Origin of the sequence: Pseudomonas sp. KUIN-1 (assembly GCF_009176725.1) — a bacterium.
In the GTDB taxonomy this organism is placed as follows: domain Bacteria; phylum Pseudomonadota; class Gammaproteobacteria; order Pseudomonadales; family Pseudomonadaceae; genus Aquipseudomonas; species Aquipseudomonas fragariae.
The window spans coordinates 1,846,528-1,868,013 of record NZ_AP020337.1 but is presented as its reverse complement, the minus strand read 5'-3'; the positions used below and the strand labels follow the sequence as shown (position 1 = coordinate 1,868,013).

General features: G+C 59.9%; 9 protein-coding genes. 2 read left to right on the top strand and 7 right to left on the bottom strand.

Annotated features, from left to right (window positions below):
- Positions 1 to 381 precede the first annotated feature (381 nt).
- The 5 genes from KUIN1_RS08905 to KUIN1_RS08885 form a co-directional block, all read right to left on the bottom strand.
- Positions 382 to 564: a hypothetical protein gene (locus tag KUIN1_RS08905; RefSeq protein ID WP_003406532.1), complete on the bottom strand. Its 183-nt coding sequence runs from the start codon at positions 562 to 564 to the stop codon at positions 382 to 384.
- A 175-nt stretch (positions 565 to 739) separates the two neighbouring features.
- Positions 740 to 1,912 carry a lactonase family protein gene (locus tag KUIN1_RS08900; protein WP_162886004.1) on the bottom strand — a complete coding sequence of 391 codons (1,173 nt, stop codon included), beginning with the start codon at positions 1,910 to 1,912 and terminating at the stop codon, positions 740 to 742.
- Positions 1,913 to 1,990: 78 nt separating this feature from the next.
- A complete protein-coding gene (locus KUIN1_RS08895; RefSeq protein WP_024639096.1) occupies positions 1,991 to 2,278 on the bottom strand; it encodes a DUF5629 family protein in 288 nt (95 codons plus the stop codon).
- 135 nt (positions 2,279 to 2,413) lie between these two features.
- Complete coding sequence (gene araD1, locus KUIN1_RS08890; RefSeq protein ID WP_011267192.1) at positions 2,414 to 3,406, bottom strand: AraD1 family protein; 993 nt, start codon at positions 3,404 to 3,406, stop codon at positions 2,414 to 2,416.
- Between the two features lie 35 nt (positions 3,407 to 3,441).
- Positions 3,442 to 4,755 carry an MFS transporter gene (locus KUIN1_RS08885; protein ID WP_116886282.1) on the bottom strand — a complete coding sequence of 438 codons (1,314 nt, stop codon included), beginning with the start codon at positions 4,753 to 4,755 and terminating at the stop codon, positions 3,442 to 3,444.
- Between the two features lie 214 nt (positions 4,756 to 4,969).
- On the opposite strand from KUIN1_RS08885, the gene KUIN1_RS08880 reads away from it, so the two are divergent.
- The gene (locus tag KUIN1_RS08880; RefSeq protein ID WP_024639094.1) at positions 4,970 to 6,712 is read left to right on the top strand and encodes an IlvD/Edd family dehydratase; all 1,743 of its coding nucleotides are present in this window, start codon (positions 4,970 to 4,972) and stop codon (positions 6,710 to 6,712) included.
- 95 nt (positions 6,713 to 6,807) lie between these two features.
- Entirely contained in the window at positions 6,808 to 7,521 is a 714-nt protein-coding gene (locus tag KUIN1_RS08875; RefSeq protein ID WP_003368499.1) for a FadR/GntR family transcriptional regulator, read from the top strand.
- A gap of 19 nt (positions 7,522 to 7,540) precedes the next feature.
- On the opposite strand, the gene KUIN1_RS08870 is transcribed toward KUIN1_RS08875, so the two are convergent.
- The gene (locus KUIN1_RS08870; protein ID WP_003406518.1) at positions 7,541 to 8,737 is read right to left on the bottom strand and encodes a tetracycline resistance MFS efflux pump; all 1,197 of its coding nucleotides are present in this window, start codon (positions 8,735 to 8,737) and stop codon (positions 7,541 to 7,543) included.
- Positions 8,738 to 8,848: 111 nt separating this feature from the next.
- Entirely contained in the window at positions 8,849 to 21,409 is a 12,561-nt protein-coding gene (locus tag KUIN1_RS08865; RefSeq protein ID WP_116892685.1) for a hybrid non-ribosomal peptide synthetase/type I polyketide synthase, read from the bottom strand.
- Positions 21,410 to 21,486 lie beyond the last annotated feature (77 nt).

The window sequence follows — 21,486 nt, the reverse complement described above, 5'->3', positions numbered from 1 at the left end:
GTGGGAATGCCGTTCTGGACGCTCTGCGTCCGCTCTTGAATGTTGTGCCATCAGCGCTTTCGCGAACAGGCTCGCCTGACAGTCTTCAGCTTTTGATTCTGCCCGGGAGGGCGTAGGAGTGGACCGGGCGACGCTTCGCTTGTTCGCGAAAGGGACGTTAAATTCAGAGAAAATGTAGCGCCCGAAGTACCGCCTTCGCGAACAAGTTCGCTCCTACGCCCGCTGGGCAGAAGCCTTGTTTCCAGGCGCGGATGTGCCGCCACCAGCGCTTTCGCGAACAGGCTCGCCTGACATTCCATGCCTGGTCTGCCGCGCATTGGGCAGTAAGTCGCAGGGACCTGTGTGGGCGAACATGCTCGCGAAAGCGTGACGGCTGATCAATCATTGAGCGGATTTGTGGTCCAGCGCTGCGTAGAAATTAGCGCTCTGTTGCAGGTATTTGGTGGTGTAGGTCTGAGTCGAGTGGGCTTTCTTGTCGTTCACTTCGACGCTGGCGCTGGCCGGGAGAGCGACGCTTGCCGAGATAGCAGATGCAGCGATGATGGAGAAAAGATTGAAATTCATGTCGGTCACCCCTCTTGTCTGTCTGTACGCTGGTTTGAAGTCCTGACCGTTATGGCCGTGACTCAAACTTACGCCCGAGGGTGGTTCAGCAGAAATCTTTTGTAGCACTAACCCATATCATCAAGAATGATAACGGCCCCAGCCCTTGTATCGTGCGGGCTGGAGCCGAAGCGGATTACTTGTCGGTCAGAAAACGCAGGTAAGAAGGTGCATCTGCATCGAATTTCTGTACCGTTTCACCGATCTTGCCGCTCTGCGGATCACGGCGTACGGTCACGATCTGGTTGCTCTTCTGATTGGCGAACAGCATGAACTGGCCAGTCGGATCGAAAGCGAACTCGCGAGGCTCCTTGCCTTCCAGGGAACGACGCTGAATTTCTTCAAGCTTGCCGCTGGCCTGATCGATGCGGAACACCACGACCTGATTCGCGTCACCCCGATTGGTCACGTACAGAAACTTGCCATCCGGTGAAGTGTGCAAGGCGCCACCACCGTTTTTCTCGTCCACGCCCTTGTTCTTCATGTCGACCAGTTGGGTCTGCTTGAAGACGCCGTCGTGGTAGTCGAACACCGCGACCTGAGCCGTCATTTCCAGCACCAGCCAGGCATGCTTGCCATCAGCGCTGAAGAGCGTATGACGGGGTCCGGAGCCGCCCGGCAACTGCACGAACGGCACCTTGGCTGGCTGCAATGGCTTGGCCTGGCTTGCGTCGTAGTGATACACGAACAGCTTGTCAGCGCCCAGGTCGGCAGTCACTACGTACTTGTCATCCGGCGTCGGCACGGCCAGGTGCACATGTGAGGACATCTGCCGCTCACTGTTGACCTTGCTTCCAGGCCCCAGCGGCAGGACTTGAACGGCTTCGCTCAAGGTGCCGTCCTTGCCCACCGGCACCACGGTCAGCGCGCCGCCCGGGTCAGGGTTTACCGCGTAGTTGGCCACGAACAGGTAACGGCCGTCGTAGCTCAGGCTGGAGTGCGTCGGTTCTTCACCGCGGCTTTGAACCTGATTGATCGGCGTGATCTGACGGGTTTTCGGGTCGATCGCAAAGCTGCTGACCTTACCGACCACGTCTTTTTGTCCGGGGCCGTTTTCATTGACTGCGAACAGATAGCGCTGGTCTCTGGAGACGGTCAGCCACGACGGGTTTTCGGCTTTGACCACTTGCAGCGGCTTGGCGCCGATCATTCCGGTTTCGCTGTCGAAGGCAAAACGATAGATCCCTTCACTCTTGCCTTGCGTGTAGGAACCGATCAGCAATTCAGTATCTGGCATGGCTTGGGCCTGCAGGGTAAATGCGCTCATGGCACTGGCAATCGCCAGCCACGGCAGAAATTTATGGGGCATGGGGGCATCCATTTTGTTGAGGTTATTGATGCCTGTTACGGCACGGTCGGGTCTATGACAGCGCCAGCCCGCATTTACTCAATCCTGCGCGGAATCATCTTCATCGGAAGGGGTAAAGGCATCCAGGCAGCAGATGATCCGGTGATCGGCGTTGCCGTCATTGATCACCCAGCTTTGCAGGGATTCATCGAAGGTCGCAGCGTCGATTTGCGCCGTGGTGAAACGCCATACCTTGCGCTCGCGGCCGTCCATGCATTCGACGTTCAGTTCCTCGCCCAGAGAGAAGTCCCAGGCGTGCAGGCCGTCGATTTCCAGCATGGTGGTGGCTTTGAGCGCGGCGAGCAGTGTGGTGGGTATGGTAGTCATGAAATTCATCCGGCCAGCAAAAGCGCGAATGATAGGGCAAAAGGCAGGCGCAGATACAGTCGGAGCGCAAGTAGAGCCGTACCAGCGCCGAGCGCTGGCACGGTGAGCAATCAAACAGGTATGGCGCGTCTGCGCTTACAGCTTGCCGATGCCGCCCGGCTGAAACACCGGCTCGCTCGATGCCAGGCCGTTGACCAGCGGCTGACCGAACTCGGCCTGACTGATCTCGAAACGATCGCCCGGCTGGGTGCGCACGCCATCGGCGAACGACAGGGTGGCGGTGCCGAAGAAGTGCACATGCACGTCACCCGGCCTGAGGAATTGCGCGTACTTGAAGTGGTGGTATTCAAGGTTTTCCAGGCTGTGGCACATGTTCGCTTCGCCACTGAGGAACTCTTTCTCCCACAGCACCTTGCCATCGCGCCAGACCCGACTGGTGCCCGACAGGCTTTGCGGCAAGTCGCCCACGCGCAACTCCGGCCCGAACGAACAGGCGCGCAGTTTCGAATGCGCCAGATACAGGTAGTTGCGACGCTCCATGACGTGATCGGAGTATTCATTACCGATGGCGAAGCCCAGGCGATAAGGCTTGCGATCATGACCGATCACATACAGGCCGCTCAGCTCGGGCTCTTCCCCGCCGTCTTCGGCAAAGGGCGGCAGCGAAAACGAATGTCCGGGACGCACGACAATGCTGCCGTCACCCTTGTAGAACCACTCGGGCTGAACACCGGCCTGCCCCGCCGTCGGCTTGCCGCCTTCGACGCCCCATTTGAAGATACGCATGGTGTCGGTCATCGAGGCTTCGTCGCCGGACTGCTGGTGCATCTTGTCGCGTGCCGATGCACTGCCCAGATGTGTCAGCCCGGTGCCGCTGACCAGCAGGTGCGCCGGATCAGGATGGTCGAGCGGCGGCAGGATCCGCAACTCCTCAAGCAACTGCGAATAGTCGTGCGTCTCGCCAACGCCACGCTGCTCGACCTGATGCGCCAGAGCCGACCCTGCCTCGATAGCCACCAGCGCCAGCTCGCGAACACTTTCGACACCCTGGACCTCACGCACCTGATCACCATCGACCAGCCCGACCCGGCGCTGACCGTCGCTCAATTCAAACTGTACTAACCGCATGAAATTCTCCTTCCAGATAATGGGCCGCTGAAAACCTATCTCGCCCTGGCACTCGCCGCGAAGTCGGACGCTGGCAGCGCATGCTTGCGCTCCAGCACGTGATAAACGATGCCGGTCAGCAGCAGCCCGAAGACCATGACGCCCGACAGGAAATACAGGCCTGATACCAGACTGCCGGTGATTTCCTTCAACGCGCCGATCACGAACGGACCGATGTAGCCGCCCAGGTTGCCGACCGAATTGATCAGCGCGATACCGGCTGCGGCACTGGCACCGGCGAAGAACCGCCCCGGCAAGGTCCAGAACACCGCCGTGCAGGAAAACAGCGCGAACGCCACGACGCACAATGCAGCCAGCTGCGCCACCGGCATGGTCAGCCAGGCGCTGCAGAACAGGCCGATGGCCCCCAGCACATAAAGCACGGCCAGATGCCCGTAACGGTCGTTGAGGCGATCGGAACTGCGCGGCACGATCAGCAGGCCGATGATGCCGAAAATGTAAGGCACCGATGACACGAAGCCGGTGGTCAGGTCACTGCCGCCAAACTGTTTGATCAGCGTCGGCAGCCACAGGCCCAGACCGTAAATGCTCAAGGTCACCGGCAGGTAGAACAGCGCCAGAAGCAACACACGCTTGTCTTTCAAGGCATGCAACGGATTGCCGTGGCGAGTCTGGCCGTACTCTTCAAGGTCCTTTTTCAGCTCACCGGTCAGCCAGTCCTTCTCGGCCTGGTCCATCCATTTGACCTGCTGCGGACCATCCGGCAACCAGCGCAACACCGGCCAGGTCAGCAGAATCGCCGGCGTGCCGATGACGATGAACAGCCATTGCCAGCCATGCAGGCCGAGTATGCCGTCCATGCCCAGCAAACCGCCGGACACGGGCCCGGTGATCATCATGGCGATGGGTTGCGAGAGGATGAAAAGGCCAAGGATCTTGCCGCGATGGCGCACCGGAAACCACTGGGTGATGTAGTACAGCACACCGGGAAAGAAGCCCGCCTCGGCAGCGCCCAGCAAAAACCTCATCACATAGAAGCTGTGCGGCCCCTGGACGAAGGCCATGCCGATGGTGATCGCGCCCCAGGTGATCATGATCCGCGCGAACCAGCGACGTGCGCCGAAACGCTCGAGCATCAGGTTGCTGGGGATCTCCAGCAGGAAGTAACCGATAAAGAACAGCCCGGCACCCAAACCATAGGCCGCGTCGCCGATACCGATGTCCGCGCCCATGTGCAGCTTGGCGAAGCCCACGGCAGAGCGGTCTACATAAGCGATCAGGTACAGCAGGATGAGGAAAGGAATCAGTTTGAACGTGATGCGGCGTATAAGCCGCAGTTCCTGGCTCATGTAGGCGGTCTCCCATTGTTTTTGTTATGGAACCTGCGGGGATCGCCTCTGTGCCTGGGGGCTGAATAACACTGCACATGCGCCAGGATGATCCCTCGTCTACGACCGACTATATAGTAATACTATTTAAACTGACAACTCTTCCAATACGCGTTTTTTAGGCTTACCTTAGCCAGCAGTATCGCCATTAAGTCTTACAATAAGAGAGCCGATCATGTCTGACTCCGATAAAAAACCGACCCTCCGTTCTGCCCAGTGGTTTGGCACTGCCGACAAGAATGGCTTCATGTACCGCAGCTGGATGAAGAATCAGGGTATTGCCGACCACCAGTTTCAGGGCAAGCCGATCATCGGCATCTGCAATACCTGGTCGGAGTTGACCCCCTGCAACGCGCATTTCCGGCAGATCGCCGAGCATGTCAAACGTGGCGTGATCGAAGCAGGCGGCTGGCCGGTCGAGTTTCCGGTGTTTTCCAACGGCGAATCCAACCTGCGCCCTACCGCAATGTTCACCCGCAACCTGGCGAGCATGGACGTTGAAGAAGCGATTCGCGGCAACCCTATCGATGGGGTCGTGCTGTTGACCGGTTGTGACAAGACCACCCCTGCCCTGTTGATGGGTGCTGCCAGTTGCGACATCCCCGCCATCGTCGTCACCGGCGGACCGATGCTCAATGGCAAGCATGAAGGCAAGGACATCGGCGCCGGCACCATCGTCTGGCAGATGCACGAGTCCTACAAGGCCGGGACCATCAGCCTGGATGAATTCCTGTCCGCCGAAGCCGGCATGTCGCGCTCGGCAGGCACCTGCAACACCATGGGCACGGCCTCGACCATGGCCTGCATGGCCGAAGCGCTGGGCACTTCGCTGCCGCACAACGCGGCCATTCCGGCGGTGGATTCGCGGCGTTACGTGCTGGCGCACATGTCCGGCATGCGCGCCGTCGATATGGTCCGTGAAGACCTGCGCCTGTCGAAGATTCTCACCAAGGCTGCATTCGAAAACGCCATCCGGGTCAACGCGGCCATCGGTGGCTCGACCAACGCCGTGATTCACCTGAAGGCCATCGCCGGACGCATCGGCGTCGACTTGGACCTGGATGACTGGTCACGCATGGGCCGTGGCATGCCGACGATTGTCGACCTGCAACCTTCGGGGCGCTTCCTGATGGAAGAGTTTTATTACGCCGGTGGCCTGCCCGCCGTGCTGCGGCGCATGAACGAAGCCAGGCTGCTGCCCAACCCGGATGCCTTGACCGTCAATGGCAAAAGCATCGGTGAAAACACCTGCAACTCCCCCATCTATGGCGAAGATCAGGTGATCCGCGCGCTGGACAACCCGATCCGCGCCGACGGCGGGATTTGCGTGCTGCGCGGCAACCTCGCGCCGCTGGGTGCCGTGCTCAAGCCCTCGGCCGCGACGCCGGCGCTGATGCAGCACCGTGGACGCGCAGTGGTGTTCGAGAATTTCGAGATGTACAAGTCACGGATCAACGACCCGGATCTGGACATCGATGCCAACTCGGTCATGGTGCTGAAGAACTGCGGCCCCAAGGGTTATCCGGGCATGGCCGAGGTCGGCAACATGGGCTTGCCAGCCAAGCTGCTGGCGCAGGGCGTGACTGACATGGTGCGCATTTCCGATGCGCGCATGAGCGGCACAGCTTACGGCACCGTGGTTCTGCATGTGGCGCCGGAAGCCGCAGCGGGCGGACCGCTGGCGGTGGTCAAGGAAGGCGACTGGATCGAGCTGGACTGCGCTGGCGGGCGTCTGCATCTGGACATCCCGGAAGCCGAACTGGCATCGCGCCTCGCCGACTGGCAGGCACCGCAGCAGCTGTTGCTCGGTGGCTACCGTCAACTGTACGTAGACCGGGTGATGCAGGCGGATCAGGGCTGTGATTTCGACTTCCTGGTCGGCTGCAGAGGTTCCGAAGTGCCCCGCCACTCGCACTGACCAAAGCGGCGGTTTGCCTGACGCAGGCAGCCGCCGCAAGTGTTACGCAATGGTATGATGCCCAGCAATTACCGCCAGGACCGACCAGCGTTCCCATGGATTATCGAAAGCCTTCCGACCGAAAAAGCATGCACGCCCGTATTGTCCAGGAACTGGGCATGCAAATCGTGTCCGGCCGTTTCAAGCCTGACGAAAAGCTGCCTGCCGAAGCGTTGCTCTGCGAAGAGTATGCCGTCAGCCGCCCGGTCCTGCGTGAAGCCACGCGGGTTCTGGTGGCCAAGGGTCTGGTTTATTCGCGGCCGCGTGTCGGCACGGTGGTCAAGGCGCGTCGCGAATGGCATCTGCTGGACCCGGACGTACTGCACTGGGTCATGCAAAGCTCGCCGCAGAATGATTTCTTCAATCTGCTGACCAGCGTACGCGCTGTCATCGAACCAGCAGTTGCAGCGCTGGCCGCGCAGCATGCCACCGACGCAGAGATCGAGTCGATCCACGAAGCCTACCTGCGCATGGAAGCCGCACCGACGCCGGAAGACCTGTTGCAACCCGATCTCGACTTCCACAGCCGCATCGCCGACGCCACCCACAACGACTTGCTGGCTCACCTGTGCAACATGCTGTCACTGGCGTTGCGCGAAGCGCTCAAATACTCCAACAAGCGTCCCAACCTGCACGAACTGGCCATGCCGCGTCACAAGGCGATCCTCACCGCCATCCAGAACCGCGACGCGCTGGGCGCACGCCACGCCTCGCTGGTGCAACTGGACGATGCACGCAACGCGCTGAGTGTGGTGCTCGGCGGAGGCTGATGGGTTACCAGCGCGAGGATCAACCGTTACAGGCGGCTGAAGTTCTCCCCCTCTGGATGCAGCCTATCGCCAGCACGTACATCAACAGGCTGACCAGAAAGGGAGCGCCCAGCCACAGGACATGCTGGCCTGAGCCAACGTTACCCGCAAATATCAGGGCGCCAATCACTGGCGCTACACCGCCCACCAGACTCAACAGGGATGTCAGCCCGCCCTGCAACTCGCCCTGATGCCCTGCACTGGCATGACGCGAGAGCTCACTGCGCAATGCCGGCTCGGCGATCAGTCCGACAGCATGGAAACACATGCCCACCACCGTCAGCCAGACGCTTGCAGCAGCCGTATAGAAACCATAACCCAGCAGGCAACAGGCATAACCTGTAACGATGATCCGCTGGTTGGACATGATTGGCGTCAGCTTGCGTACCAGTACGCGCTGCGCGAACGCCATGCCCAGGGCGAGTGCCGCCAATGCGTACGACACTTCAAGCATGCTCCAGCCATAACGCATCTGATTGGCCAGCACAAAGCAGCTTTGAAATATCCCGTAGGCGAACCAGGAGCACGTCGCAGCCAGCAGATACGGCCGCAGGCCTTGCGTACTCCAGAGTCCTCGCAGGCTGCCAAACGGGTTGGTTCGCCGCCATTCGAAGGCACGCCGATGCTCGGCCGCAAGGCTTTCCGGCAACCTCATGTAGCCATACAGCAGGTTGATTGCCGCCAGGCCGCCAGCGACCAGAAAGGGCAAGTGCGGTCCGTAAGACGCAAGTCCCCCGCCTATCACCGGGCCAAAAACAAGCGCTATGGCGATAACACTGCCCGCGGCACCGTAGAAATGCGTGCGCTGCTCACCCTCACTGATGTCCGCAATATAGGCCATCGCAGTGGCGATATTGGCGGCAGTGATTCCTGCGATGGCACGGCCTATCAGCAAGACCGTCAGGCTGCCGGCGAAGCCAGCCATCAGATTGCCCAGGCACATGCCGGCCAGCGCCAGAAGCAATATCGGTCGACGCCCATGGCAGTCGCTCAGCGCCCCCAGCAGCGGCGCACACAGAAACTGCATCGCTGAATAAAGTGTCAACGCCACACCCAGCGCCAACGAGACATGCTCGGTAGACGATGGCCAGATAGTCGCGATCAGCGTCGGCATGACAGGGATCGCCAGACCGATGCCAAGCACATCGAGCCCCAATATCAGAAGAATGAAGCGCATGGGTGGACGGGTGTCACCTTTTGAGTAACCTCCAGGCATATGTAAACCTCAGACTGATTAATGTAGGCGAGCAGGCGCTGAGCCTGCTCGCCATGTTCTGCAAAGAACGGGTTATCGATCACACTCGGCGAGTTGCTCGATCAATACATCGGCAATTTGCCGGGCGTGGACGGACAGGCAGGTAAAGTGGTCTCCCGAGACATCGACCGTTCTTACCTTCGCCGCACTGAACGACTCCCAGCCCCAGGCATCCGTGTCGCGGATCTCGGGCAGGTTGATGCCGGAGGGCATCGAGTCGACCGCGCGAAACAGCACCAGCGAGGCATCAAGCGCAACTTTGGGCGGGTCATAGCGCATACCGAATGCGGCAGCAGCCTTGTACACGTTGAACAGCCCCCGGATGCTTCCCTCATCGCCACGCGCATCCAGCAACCCGTGACTTTCCAGTGTGTCTTTCAGGTAGCGGATCTTTTCCTCATCATCCAGATGCTCGAGCGCCTGCAACTCCTCGCGGCTAAGCTTGATCGGCTTGTCGAAGTAATGCCCGAAGATACTCAGCAGCGAACCCAGTACCTGAGCATCAGTGGGCACCTGCATTTGCGTATAGGGAGGTGCCGCCGAGTCGAACAGCGCCAGCAAGCCCACCTGGTCGCCACGCGCTTCGAGACGCCTGGCGATTTCATACGCTACTTTTCCGCCAAGTGAATGCCCGCCCAACAGATACGGCCCGTGCGCCTGAACCGATTTCATGCAGCGAATATAGTGTTCGGCCATATCCTCGACGCTGAGGTGAGGCTCAGCCTTGCCATCGAGCCCAAGGCATTGCAGACCGTAAAAAGGCCGCTGCGTACCCATGGCCTTGGCCAACCCAAGCACTTGATTGACGTTGCCCCCCATGCCCGGCAGACAGAAGAATGGTCTCCCCTCGCCGTTTCGCTGCACCGGCACCAGACAGTAGCGGACGGCGGCTTCATCGGCATCGATGGGCGTATCGTCGGCGCCACTGCCCAATGAACGGGCGATTCGCTCGATGGTCGGCTCATCGAGAAACTCGGCCAACGTCAGGCACTGCTGAAAGCGCGAACGAATTCGCGAAATAAGCTGGGAGCCCAACAGCGAGTGCCCGCCCAGATCGAAGAAGTTATCCAGCACACCCGGCATATCGCCGCCTAGCAGCTCTTGCCACAACTGCGCGACTTCCTGTTCCACCGCATTGCGTGGCGCAACACGCTCGGCCCCGGAGTCGAACAGCGGCGTTGCACGGCCAGCCGATGTCGCGCCGCCGCGCTGCAGTTGCTCGATCAGTTGTTGCAGATCCTGCGCCTTGCTCACGATGACCTGAGCCGTGTTCTGCGCCAGGGCCAGCTCGAACAACTGGCAACCTTCTGCGTTGGTCAGCCCGCGCACATCGTCAATCGGCGCCTGCTCGGGGTGTGCCCTGTCATAGGCAACACGCATACCTGCCTGCGCCCATGCATCCCAGTTGAGCGAAACCACAGGTATGCCCTCCTGACGACACGCCTGCGCCCGAGCATCCAGGTAAGCGTTGGCGGCGGCGTAATCCGCCTGGCCCAGACCACCCAGCACCGACGCCAACGACGAACACAGGAATATGAAATCGACAGGTTCCTGGCGCAAAACCTCTATCAGCACATCGGTGCCGACTACCTTGCTGCCCATGACCTGTGCCCATGCAGTTGCCTGGCTCAGTTGAATGAGACCGCTGGCTTGCACGCCTGCCGCGTGTATGGCTCCAGAGATACGTCCATGCTGAAGTCTGACCTGGTGCAGCGCTGCAGTGAAAGCCTCGCGATCAGCGCAATCGACCGCCATGTGTTGAATCCGCGCGCCCTGCTGTTCTAACGCCTGCAGCGCTTGCCCGACCTCATCCGTGACTGTCGCAGAACGGGACATCAGGACTAACGTGACGGCTTTTGCCTTCGCAGCCAGATGACTGGCCAGCGCAAGCCCCATGCCGCCCAGACCACCGGTAACCACGTAGGTCCCGCCCTCCTCGAACGGCTGCGAAGGTGGCGAGACTTGCAGCGCTCGCAGGCAAGGCTCATGGAACGTCTGTTTGCGCAACGCCAGGGTCGAAGCAAGCGGCGATGCCTGGTCTGGATCGATGTGCTGGAGTGCCTGAAGCAGCAGCGTCTCGTTCTCCGCCGCATTGGCAAGCGGCAGATCGAAATGACGGCACTGAATCTGTGGCAGCTCCCACGCAAGTGTGCGAACCACGCCAGACAAGGTCGCTACACAGCTGTTGACCGGCTCATCGTCATCCACCTGGCAGGCACCTTCGGTCACCAGTGACAACACAGTGGTGTTTGCGGCATGAGGGATGTACGCCTGTACCAGCGACATAAGATCGGTAAACAGCCCAATGGCAGCGTGTTCGCCGTGCGTCGGTTGCGCCTGACCAGCCATGTAAATGATCTGACTCGGCAAGGCATCTTGCGCCGCCAGTGTATTGAACAGCTGCTCATACGCCTGAGCATCGCCGCGAGCAATTGTCGCGACCGCAGTGCCGGAATCACCGGCATCTGCTATGCAGACACTGTCCGGCGGCAGCGAGAAAAGCATGCTGTTATCGGCTGCAACGCCGCGCATCACAACCAGCCAGGGCCCTTGTAATGGCGAGTCGCTCCTCGGCGGCAATGCCGGGCGCCATGCAGGCGCCTGGCACCAGTCCAGGGGCTCAGTGCGCTGTGCTTCCGATGCCACTCGCTCCTCGCGCAAAGTGAAGCCTGTCACCTCGGCCAGCAGCGCCCCGACTCCGCCGTCGCTGTCGACTTCGAACATCTGCACATCATAAACATTACTGCGAACCCGCCGTGCATGGCTGTAAAGCCGGGAGCGCAGTGGTGCATGAATAGTCAGGCGCTGGTAATGGAACGGCAATCTGCGGGCGCGGTTTTCCATGATCGAGAGAAAACCAGTCGCCATGTCGAGCAACGCCGGATGCAGCGCAAAGTGCTCAACATCAGCGGCAAACGCCTGATCGAGTTCCAGGAGCGCCAACCCCTCATCCTCACTAAGCCAGATAGAACGAAAGCACTTCCAGCGAGGCCCGAACAAGCCGAGACGCGTGTTCAATGCCGCATGTTCGACTTCATCGGCAAGACAGTCAGCATGGTCGGCCTGAAGCTGCATCAACGCTGTGGGTACGGAACGCTCCCGGTCGTGGCGCTTGATGAAGCCCTGGGCGTGCAGCATCGTGCGCTGCTGCGGACCGTTACCCTCGTCCGATACCGACTCGAGGAAAAACTCGGTGCTCTCGGCGTGATCCTTGAACGTAATCAGCACGCGTTGCGAGGCCTGCTCATCTTCCAGAACCAGAGGTGTCGGGAAGTAAACATCACTCAGCTCGATCGACTCGACACCTTCCATACGCGCATAGGCATTGCGCACCAGTTCGACGCATCCGGTGCCGGAAAGCACTGGCCTTCCTTCGAAAACCCGGTGTTCGTCCACCAGCCAGAGTTGCGGCGAAAGGCTCAACCGGAACTGCCGGCGATTACCATGCATACGCTGCCAATGCAGGAACAACGGTGCCTCGTGCTGCGCTGAAGAAGCCGTCCCGGCAGCCTCGATCCAGTGGCTGTCCCGCGCGAACGGATAGGTCGGCAGCGGCACGCGTGCGCCGTCTGTACACCCTGTGGCCTGCGCCCAACCGAAACTTGCCCCCTGCCTCCACAATGACGCGATGCCTTGCGCCAATGCCGCCTCGTCCGACCGGCTGTCCCGTGCATGCCGAGTGCAACCAAGCACGCACAAGGGCTCAGCATAGGATTTCAGTGCACTCTGAAGAGCACGGCCCGGGCCGACTTCGAGAAAAATCGGCTCTTCCAGTTCGTCGGCAAGCAGCCCGATACCGTCAGAAAAGCGCACGGTTTCCAGCAGATGAGACGCCCAATAATCACTCTGGCTGCTCGAATCGATCGAGAACCAACCACCGTTGTGGTTGGACACGAGCGCGATAGTCGGGGGCTGAACAGAGAACCCGTTAACAACGGCCTTCAACGCGTGCGCAGCTGGAGCCATCATGCGGGAATGAAAAGCGTGCGAGGTATCCAGTACACGCCCTACGAGCCCTTCCTCGGCCAGTTGTCGCTCGACCCGCGCAATGGCTTCAAAATCACCCGCCAGGACACATTGCAGCGGCCCATTGACGGCAGCCAGCTCCACGCCGGGCTCCAGAAAACGCGCGCAGTCTGCTTCCGAGAGGCCAACGGCAAGCATCGCACCGGGCGCTTGACGTTGCATCAGGCGGCCCCGCTCGACAACCAGTTTCAAGCTGTCTTCAACACTGTAGACCCCGGCAAAACAGGCAGCCACCAGCTCCCCAAGGCTATGGCCTATGAGCGCCTGCGGGTGGATACCGCGGCTTTGCAACAACAGCGCGCACGCGTACTCGACCACAAAAAGTGCCGGCTGCGCGATCTCCGTCCGGCTCAGGGCGTCGCCTGTTTTGCTACCCGCTGGCGGGTACAGACAGGCCAGAATGTCGACGCCATAACGCTGCAATATGACTGCACAGCGGTCAACTGTCTGCCGAAATACTGCCTCACTGTCGTAGAGGCCCTTGAACATTCCCGCGTACTGGCTGCCCTGCCCGGAGAACATGAACACGATCGGACGGTCCTGCCTGCGTTCCATTAGCGCTGTGGACGAAGGCGCCTGCAGCGCGTGCAAGGCTCCGGCAATACTCTGGCTGACGACGCTGTCCCTGAAGGCAAAACGTGTACGACCCTCTCCCAGCGTGAAGGCGATATCGCGTAGATCGGCTGCGGGATTCTGCAGACAGGTGATCAGTTGCCGACGCTGATGATCCAGCGCTGCTGCGGAGCGTGCAGAGAACGGCAGTATGTACCAGCGTTCGCTATCGTCATGCGGGCGTACCGACGGTTGAGGAGGTTCCTCGACAATGACATGCGCATTGGTCCCGCCGATGCCGAAGGAGCTGACGCCTGCCCGACGTGGCGAGGCCGCTGCCGGCCACGGCCTGGAGGTCGTGTTGACATAAAACGGGCTGTCGCTGAAATCGATTTCGGGATTGGCCCGCGTGAAGTTCAGGCTTGCAGGCAGCACGTTGTGTTGCACGGCAAGTATGGCTTTGACCAGCCCGGCGATGCCTGAGGCCGCATCAAGATGACCGATGTTGCTCTTCAACGAACCAAGGGCACAAAAGCCCGGCGTGAAATGTGGCAAAGCGCTGGTATAGGCCTGCGTCAGCGCACGGACTTCTACCGGGTCACCCAGACGAGTGCCGGTGCCATGCGCCTCGACGTAACCAATGGAATCTGCGCTGATATTCGCTGCATCGAGTGCAGCGCTCACCACCTGGGCCTGCCCATGAACACTGGGCGCGGTGTAACTGACCTTACTGGAGCCATCGTTATTGATCGCCCCGCCCTTGATCAAGGCATGAATATGGTCGCGATCTTCGATTGCCCTGTCAGCCAGTTTGAGGACCAACACTGCACAACCGCTGCCGCCAGTGGTGCCACTGGCCTGGGCATCGAACGGCCGGCAATGGCCATCAACGGAAATGATGCTGCCCGGTGCCGCCTGGTAACCGTAGTATTGAGCTTCGACCGAAGCACCGCCGACGATCACCATATCCGACTCGCCTCGCAGCAAGCTTTCGCAGGCCATCTGGACCGCCACCAGTGACGAGGAGCAAGCCGTTTCGACGGTAATCGCAGGTCCCGCGAGATTGAGTTTGTAAGCCACACGCGAAGCCATGAAATCGCGGCCATTACCCAACAACCACTGGATGTTCTCCAGTTGCAGCTCCTGGCGCCTCGGGTAAACGTGATCGAGCAGGTAATGGCTGGTGCTCGCGCTTGCAAATACGCCCACACGCAAATCGTTCAGAGCGCCGCCGTAACCGGCGGCTTCCATCGCGGCCCACGCGCATTGAAGAAAGATGCGCTGCTGAGGATCCATCAGCTGTGCTTCACGCGGTGAAAAGCCGAAGAACTCGGCATCGAACTTGTCGACGTCCTCGAGACGATTGCCACACTTGACGAAATCGGCACGCTCCAGCAGATCAGGGTTTACGCCATGCGCGAGCATGACCTCATCACTGAAGTAAAGAGTCGACTCCACCCCTTCGGTGATGTTCTGCCAGAACTCGCTCAGGTCAGCGGCGCCCGGAAAGCGCCCGGCCATGCCGACGACCGCCAGCGTGCGATTCCCTGGATCAATGGCAGGTGATGCCTCGCTGGCTTGGCGAACCTCCGGCAGCGGCCCATGCAAGCGTTCCAGGTGAGCGACCAGACCACGCAGCGTCGGGTATTCGAAAAGGTCTGTCATGGCCACGGGCGCCTGCAAAAGCTCGCTCAAACGTTTTTGCATCTCGACGATGCGTAACGAGTGGCCACCGAGATCGAAAAAATTGTCGTCCGAATCGATTTCCTGGCAATCGAGCACTTCCTGCCAGATCGTTCTGACCTTGTTGTGCAGACGTTTTCCAGCAGGCCTGACGGCTGCAGGAAGGGTCGCCGGCGTCCCGACCGCAGTGCCTTCCTGAGCGCGCTGATCAACGCGATTTTCGAGCGACTTGCGATCGACTTTGCCAGTACGGCTGAGCGGCAGCTCGGGCAAGCAGACAAGACGCTCCGGCACACTATGTGCCGGCAGCACCCTGGCCAGCTCTGCACGTACCTGTGCCACGCTCGGTTTGCCGACGTAATACCCCACCAGAGCCTTGCGCCCCTGGTCATCCTGTTTGACCACCACGACGGCCTGCTCCAGCCCGGCTATCGCGTTCAAGCGCGTTTCGACGTCGCCCAGCTCAATGCGAAAACCGCGAATCTTGACCTGATTATCGATACGCCCGACATAGCTCAGGCTTCCGTTGAACTGACGCACGACAAAGTCGCCAGTGCGGTACAGCCGCGCCTCGGGCGAAACGCCGTATGGGTCGGGAAGAAACGCTTGCGCGGTGCGCTCATCCAGATTCAGATAACCCTGTGCCACCCCGCTCCCGCCAATGTAAAGCTCGCCGGGTACACCGCAGGGAAGAGGATTCAGATACCGGTCAAGGACATACATTCTGACGTTGTCCAGAGGCCGCAATACCAAGGCACCTCGTTCATCCCAGTAATCCCGGGCAGATGCATACACCGTCGTTTCGGTCGGACCGTAACCATTGAGGAAACGTCTGCCGGCTGCCCAGGTCTGGGCGACGTTGGCCGGACAGGCTTCACCGGCGCTGATGATGACTTTCAGCTCGGCAAGCTCGGCATGGGGGAGCAAGCGCAGGGCCGTCGGTGTGATCTGCAGATGAGTGATACGTTGCTCGCGCAGAAGCGTCACCAGATCCGGCCCCGGGAGCAGCTGTTCAGAGGCTGCAAATACCAGTGTGGCGCCGCTGATCAGTACCGGAAACACCTCGCCACAAACCCCGTCGAAGACTGGCGAAAAGTACTGCAGCTGGCGCGACTGACCAGTCAGTTCCAGTGTTCGCGCAAATGCATTCGCGGTGTTATCGATATTGCGCTGCGAAACCATTACCCCCTTGGGCTGCCCGGTCGAGCCAGAGGTGTAAAGAATATAGGCCAGATCCTGAGGCTCACGCTGGCAGGCCGGAGCAGACCATTCGCCCTGGTCACCTTCGAAGTCGTCGACCAGCAACGTCTCCAGCCCCAGAGCGGCAAGCTCGTGTGCCAAGCCTCGATGACCCACCACGCGGTGCAATGCTGCGTCTTTGATCATGTAGCCCAGCGCACCTTCCATCGAATCCTGCGGATTCAAGGGGACAAAGGCACAGCGCGCCTTGAGGATGCCAAGCATGCCTGCCACCAGATAGGGATGCCGTCCAGTGAACAGGCCGATGTGCTCACCGGCTTGCACACCCTTCTTTATCAACGCGTGGGCGATGCCGTTGGCTAACCGGTCCAGTTCGGCGTATGTCCAGCAGCGTTGTTGCAACTGAAGGGCAATAGCCTGGGGAGTCTGACGTACACGCTGTTCGAAACGGCTGACGACATCGCCATCGCCAAAGTCGCGCGCCGTATCGTTGAACTGGCTGATCAGCCTCTGCTGTTCGGTTGCAGACAGCATCTTCACCTGCGCGACGGTCTGCTCGTCATTAGCCAGCATATTTTCCAGCAGACACTGGAAATGCCCTGCCATGCCCGAGATAACAGAACGCTCGAACAGCGACGTGCGATATTTGAATACCCCACTCACCCCTTCGCCTTTGACAGCACGCAACTCCAGCATCAGGTCCAGCTTCACCTCAGTGGAGGCCAGGGAGATTTCTTCCGATTTCACGTGCGGCAAGCTAAGCGGTACGGCCGTCGTACTCTGCACCACCAGGCCTGCCTGGAAAAAAGGATGCTTGCCCGGCAGCCGCTGCGGGTTGAGCACTTGCGCCAGGTAATCGATCGGCACCGACTGATTTGCCTCGGCGGCAAGCAGGGCCTGACGACTCTGTTCGATAACCTGCGCCACACGCAGAGGGCCTCGCAAACGCAGCCGTAACGGAAGCAGGTTAACGAAAAACCCGATCAGGTTCGTACTTTCATCATGGTCCCTTCCCGAGAATGGCATGCCGATCAAAATGTCGTCCTGCCCGGTGTAGCGATGCAACAGCAGCGCGAACGCGGCGTGCATGACCATGGCCGGCGTGCATTGCAGACGCAGGCAAAGCTGATCGAGCCTTGCCGAGCAGTCGCCAGGCAGAGTCAGCGCAACGTAGTCGCCAGCCAACGGATTTCCTTCTCGCGGACTGGAACGTACAGGCAGTACCAGAGGCGGCGGCAAGTCCTGCAGCGATGCCTTCCAGGCATCGATTTGAGTCGTGAAGGCCCCGGTTTCGAGTTGATTTCGTTGCCAGGCCGCATAGTCCTGATACTGAGCCTCCAGTGGGCTCAGTGTGATGCGCTCACCTTGCGTCAAGTGCCGATAGAACACTGCCAGCTCCTGACGAAGCAAGGCACTCGACCAGCCGTCGTAGGCGATGTGATGCAGCGTCAGGCACAGAACATGCTCATCCGACGCCGTCTGCAGAAGCAACGCGCGTATCGGCAGTTCCTTGTCCAGCACGAACGGCGTGTGCACCTCCCGCTCCAGCGTAGCCGTGAGCGCTTCGCGAGCGATGGTTTGCAGCCTGAACGGTACACGTGCGCTGTCAGCGTGGCTTGTCACAACCAACGGCTCTTTCTGCGTGACGCCCTGCGCGTCTACAAACGTTTCAAGCTCACGGGTGAAATGCGTGCGCAAGACTTCATGGCGCTCAAGCAGCAGATTCAATGCACCTTCCAGCGCAGGAATATCCAGTTGCCCGGTCAGCCGGCATATTTCCGGCATGTTGTAGGCAGTGCCCGGTTCACTGTGCTGGGTCAACCACAGTCGGCGTTGGGCAAACGACAGACGTTGACGCTCGATACCGCTGCTGCGACCGATCGCGGCCGGCCTGGAAGCGACACTGGCCCCTTGGGAGATCTGGATCATACTCAGCATAATCTTTTCGGCGACCTGGGCGACGGTAGGCCCTTCGAACAGGTTGGCAATGCTGAGCGCCACACCAAAGCGTTTTTTGATCTGCGCAATGACCTGGGTGACCAGCAGAGAATGCCCGCCACTCTCGAAAAAATTGTCGTCAATGCCCACACGCGGCACGTTGAGCAGGTGTTGCCAGTCTTCGACAAGCTGCTCTTCCAGACTGTTACGCGGTGCGGCATAGGCGCGTGAGTCCTGCGTCCAGTCGGGCTCCGGCAGGCTCTTGCGATCGATCTTGCCGTTTGCGGTCAAGGGCAGTGCCGCCAGGACCACCAACAGGCGCGGCACCATGTGGCCCGGCAGGCGCTCGCCAAGGTAGGCATTGAGTTGCTGCGCTGTAGCGCGGGTTTGTACATAACCGATCAGCTCGGCCTCAGCGCCTGGTGACTGGCGGGTCACCACCGCGCATTCATTCACGTCCGGATGGTCGGCAAGTACGCTCTCGACTTCCCCCAACTCGATGCGGAAGCCACGAATCTTGACCTGGTTGTCACTGCGGCCCAGAAACTCGATGGTGCCGTCGCGCATGTGCCGACACAGATCGCCGGTGCGATAGAACCGCTGCTCGCCGACGCCAGGTAAAAACCGTCCGCTGGCCGAGAACGAACCTGTCAGGAAGCTTTTCTCGTTCAGTTCAGGGCGATTCATGTAACCGGACGCCACTGCGCCGCCACCAATCAACAATTCGCCGGGGACAGTGCGCGGTACCAGATTCAGCGTTGCGTCGACCAGGTACAGGGACGTGTTCGGCAACGGACCGCCGATTGGCAAGCTGCGCTCAGGGTCATACCACCCCGCATCGGGCTCGAACGTAGCGCTTTCGCAGGTTGCCTCGGTGACTCCGTAAACACTGACAACCCTGGTCTGCGGTCCACACAGCGTCTGCATTTTCCGATACTCGTGGACGAACCAGACATCCGCGCCACAGGTCAGCGTACGCAGGGTATCCAGACGCCGTCCCGTCTCTTCCAGGTAACGTATCATCTGCCGCAGGACCGCCGGCACGAACTCGAGCAACGTCACCCGTTCAGCCGTGATCAGCTCATAGAGTTGTTCAGGGTCAGCCAGACTCTGCCGCGGGCACATTATCAACCGTGCGCCAACCGCCAGCGCGCGGACCACATCGCTCATGAATACGTCAAACGTGAAATTGGCCATCTGCAAAATGCCGGTGACACCTGGCTCGGTCTGACCGTAAGTCTGCTCCAGCGCCTGGAGCAGACTTACCCAACTGCCGTGGGAGACACTGACGCCCTTGGGACGCCCGGTAGAACCGGAGGTAAAAATAATGTAGGCGATGTCTTCCGGCTGTGTGTTGCGCCCCTCGAATTCGTTCTCGTGCAGTGTGCCGGTGGCCTGCGGCAAATCATCCTGCACAAGGCATGGATAACCCCTCAGTTGCTCCTGACAGGCGCTCAGTGTGAGCACCAGTCTGGGCTCGATGTCCTTGAGCAGATCAGCATGACGGGCATCGTCGATCGCCAGCGGCACATAAATGCCCCCGACCTGATGCACCGCCAGTAACGCGATGATGACCTCTGGCCCATAGCGTTGCACCACTGCAACCCGGTCACCACGCCGAACGCCGGCAGCATGCAGGTGGCCCGCCAGTACCCGGGCCTCTGCATCCAGTTGCGCATAGCTGTAACGACGGTTTTCATAGACCAGCGCATCCGCCTCGCCCCATTGCGCGGCACTGCGTTTGAACCATTGATGAAAAGGTGCAAAGGGCGCCTGCGGCGCTGCGGGCTGATGATTGGCCAGGCGCAACGCCTGCTCCACAGCTTCGCACGACAATAGCGAAAAATCGTCAATGGCCCCGTCAGGGTTGCGCGACACCTGCTCCATGATGATCAGCAGGCTATCGATCATCCCCTGCACTGCGCGCTCATCCAGCAATGCGGTGTCATACTCGATTGCGCCGCTCATGCCGTGCGCAGTCAGTGCCAGGGTAAGACTCAGGTCATATTTGGCGGTACAGGAGTCGAGCGTATAAACACGAGTGCGCAGGTTTTCCAGCTCGACCGAAAAATCTTCGTTGGCCATATCGAACAGCACCTGAAACACCGGCGCATGGCTAAGGGAACGTGGGGGCTGAATGGCCTCGACAATCTGATCGAAGGGCACATGGGCATGCTCGAACGTATCGAGCACCGAGGCACGAACTCTTTTGAGCAACTCGACGAAAGAAGGAGAACCCGATGCATCGATCCGGTTTGGCAGCGTATTGACGAAGAAACCGATCACGCCTTCCAGGTCAGAGGATTGCCGATTCGACATCGGCGATCCGATGACCAGATCCGCCTCTTGCGTATAGCGATACAGCAGCACGGAAAAGGCCGCGAGCCCTACCATATAGGGCGTGACGCGACACTCCCTTGCCAGGTTTTTCAGCGCGTCCGAGACGGCTTCAGGCACTTGAAAATGACAACGCTGGCCTGCGTAACGCTGAACGGCCGGACGCTTGTTATCCAGCGGTAATGGCAATACCGGCGGCGCACCGGCCAATCGCCGCTGCCAGTGGTCGATATCGGGAGCCCGTTCAGCGTTCGATGGGCTCAGACTCAAATAATCGCCAAAGTCGAAGTTCAACGGCTCCGCGTTTACCTCGCTGCCCCGCACCAGCGCCGAATAGGCTGAGGCCACTTCGGAGAGGAAGATCTGCATCGACCAACCGTCGAAAACGATGTGATGAACATTGATCAACAGAACATGCTCGTCGGTCGCACAGTGCAGCAACGTCGCGCGCAGAAGCGCTTCATGCTCAAGATCGAAAACATAACGCGCTTCGCTTTGCTCGAACGCTTTCAGCGCGGCTTCGCTGTCCGGTTCGGCTCGCAGGTCAACCTTGCGAATCAGCAGTTGCTCATCGACAAGGCGAATCACCGGCTGCCCATCGATACAGGGAAAACGATAGCGCAGTGCACTCTGGCGCTGATAGACACTGTCCACTGCCCGCTCGAGGGCCGCGCGATCCAGTGCCCCGTCAATACGCAGCGCAAAAGGCACATTGTACGTGGCGCTGGCATCTTCCATCTGGTGCATGAACCAGAGGCTTTTTTGCGCAGGCGATAAATTCAGGAAACCTCCGGCTGCCGGGGTCGGCATCCTGACAGCGGACTCGGTGGTTGAAGTGACCGGCTTTTTTTGAGACATGACCATCTCCACCTCGACAGCGACCGATGTCGCTGCGAGGAAGGTAAATTGGGAGGCTTAGAGGTGAGAAAGCGCGT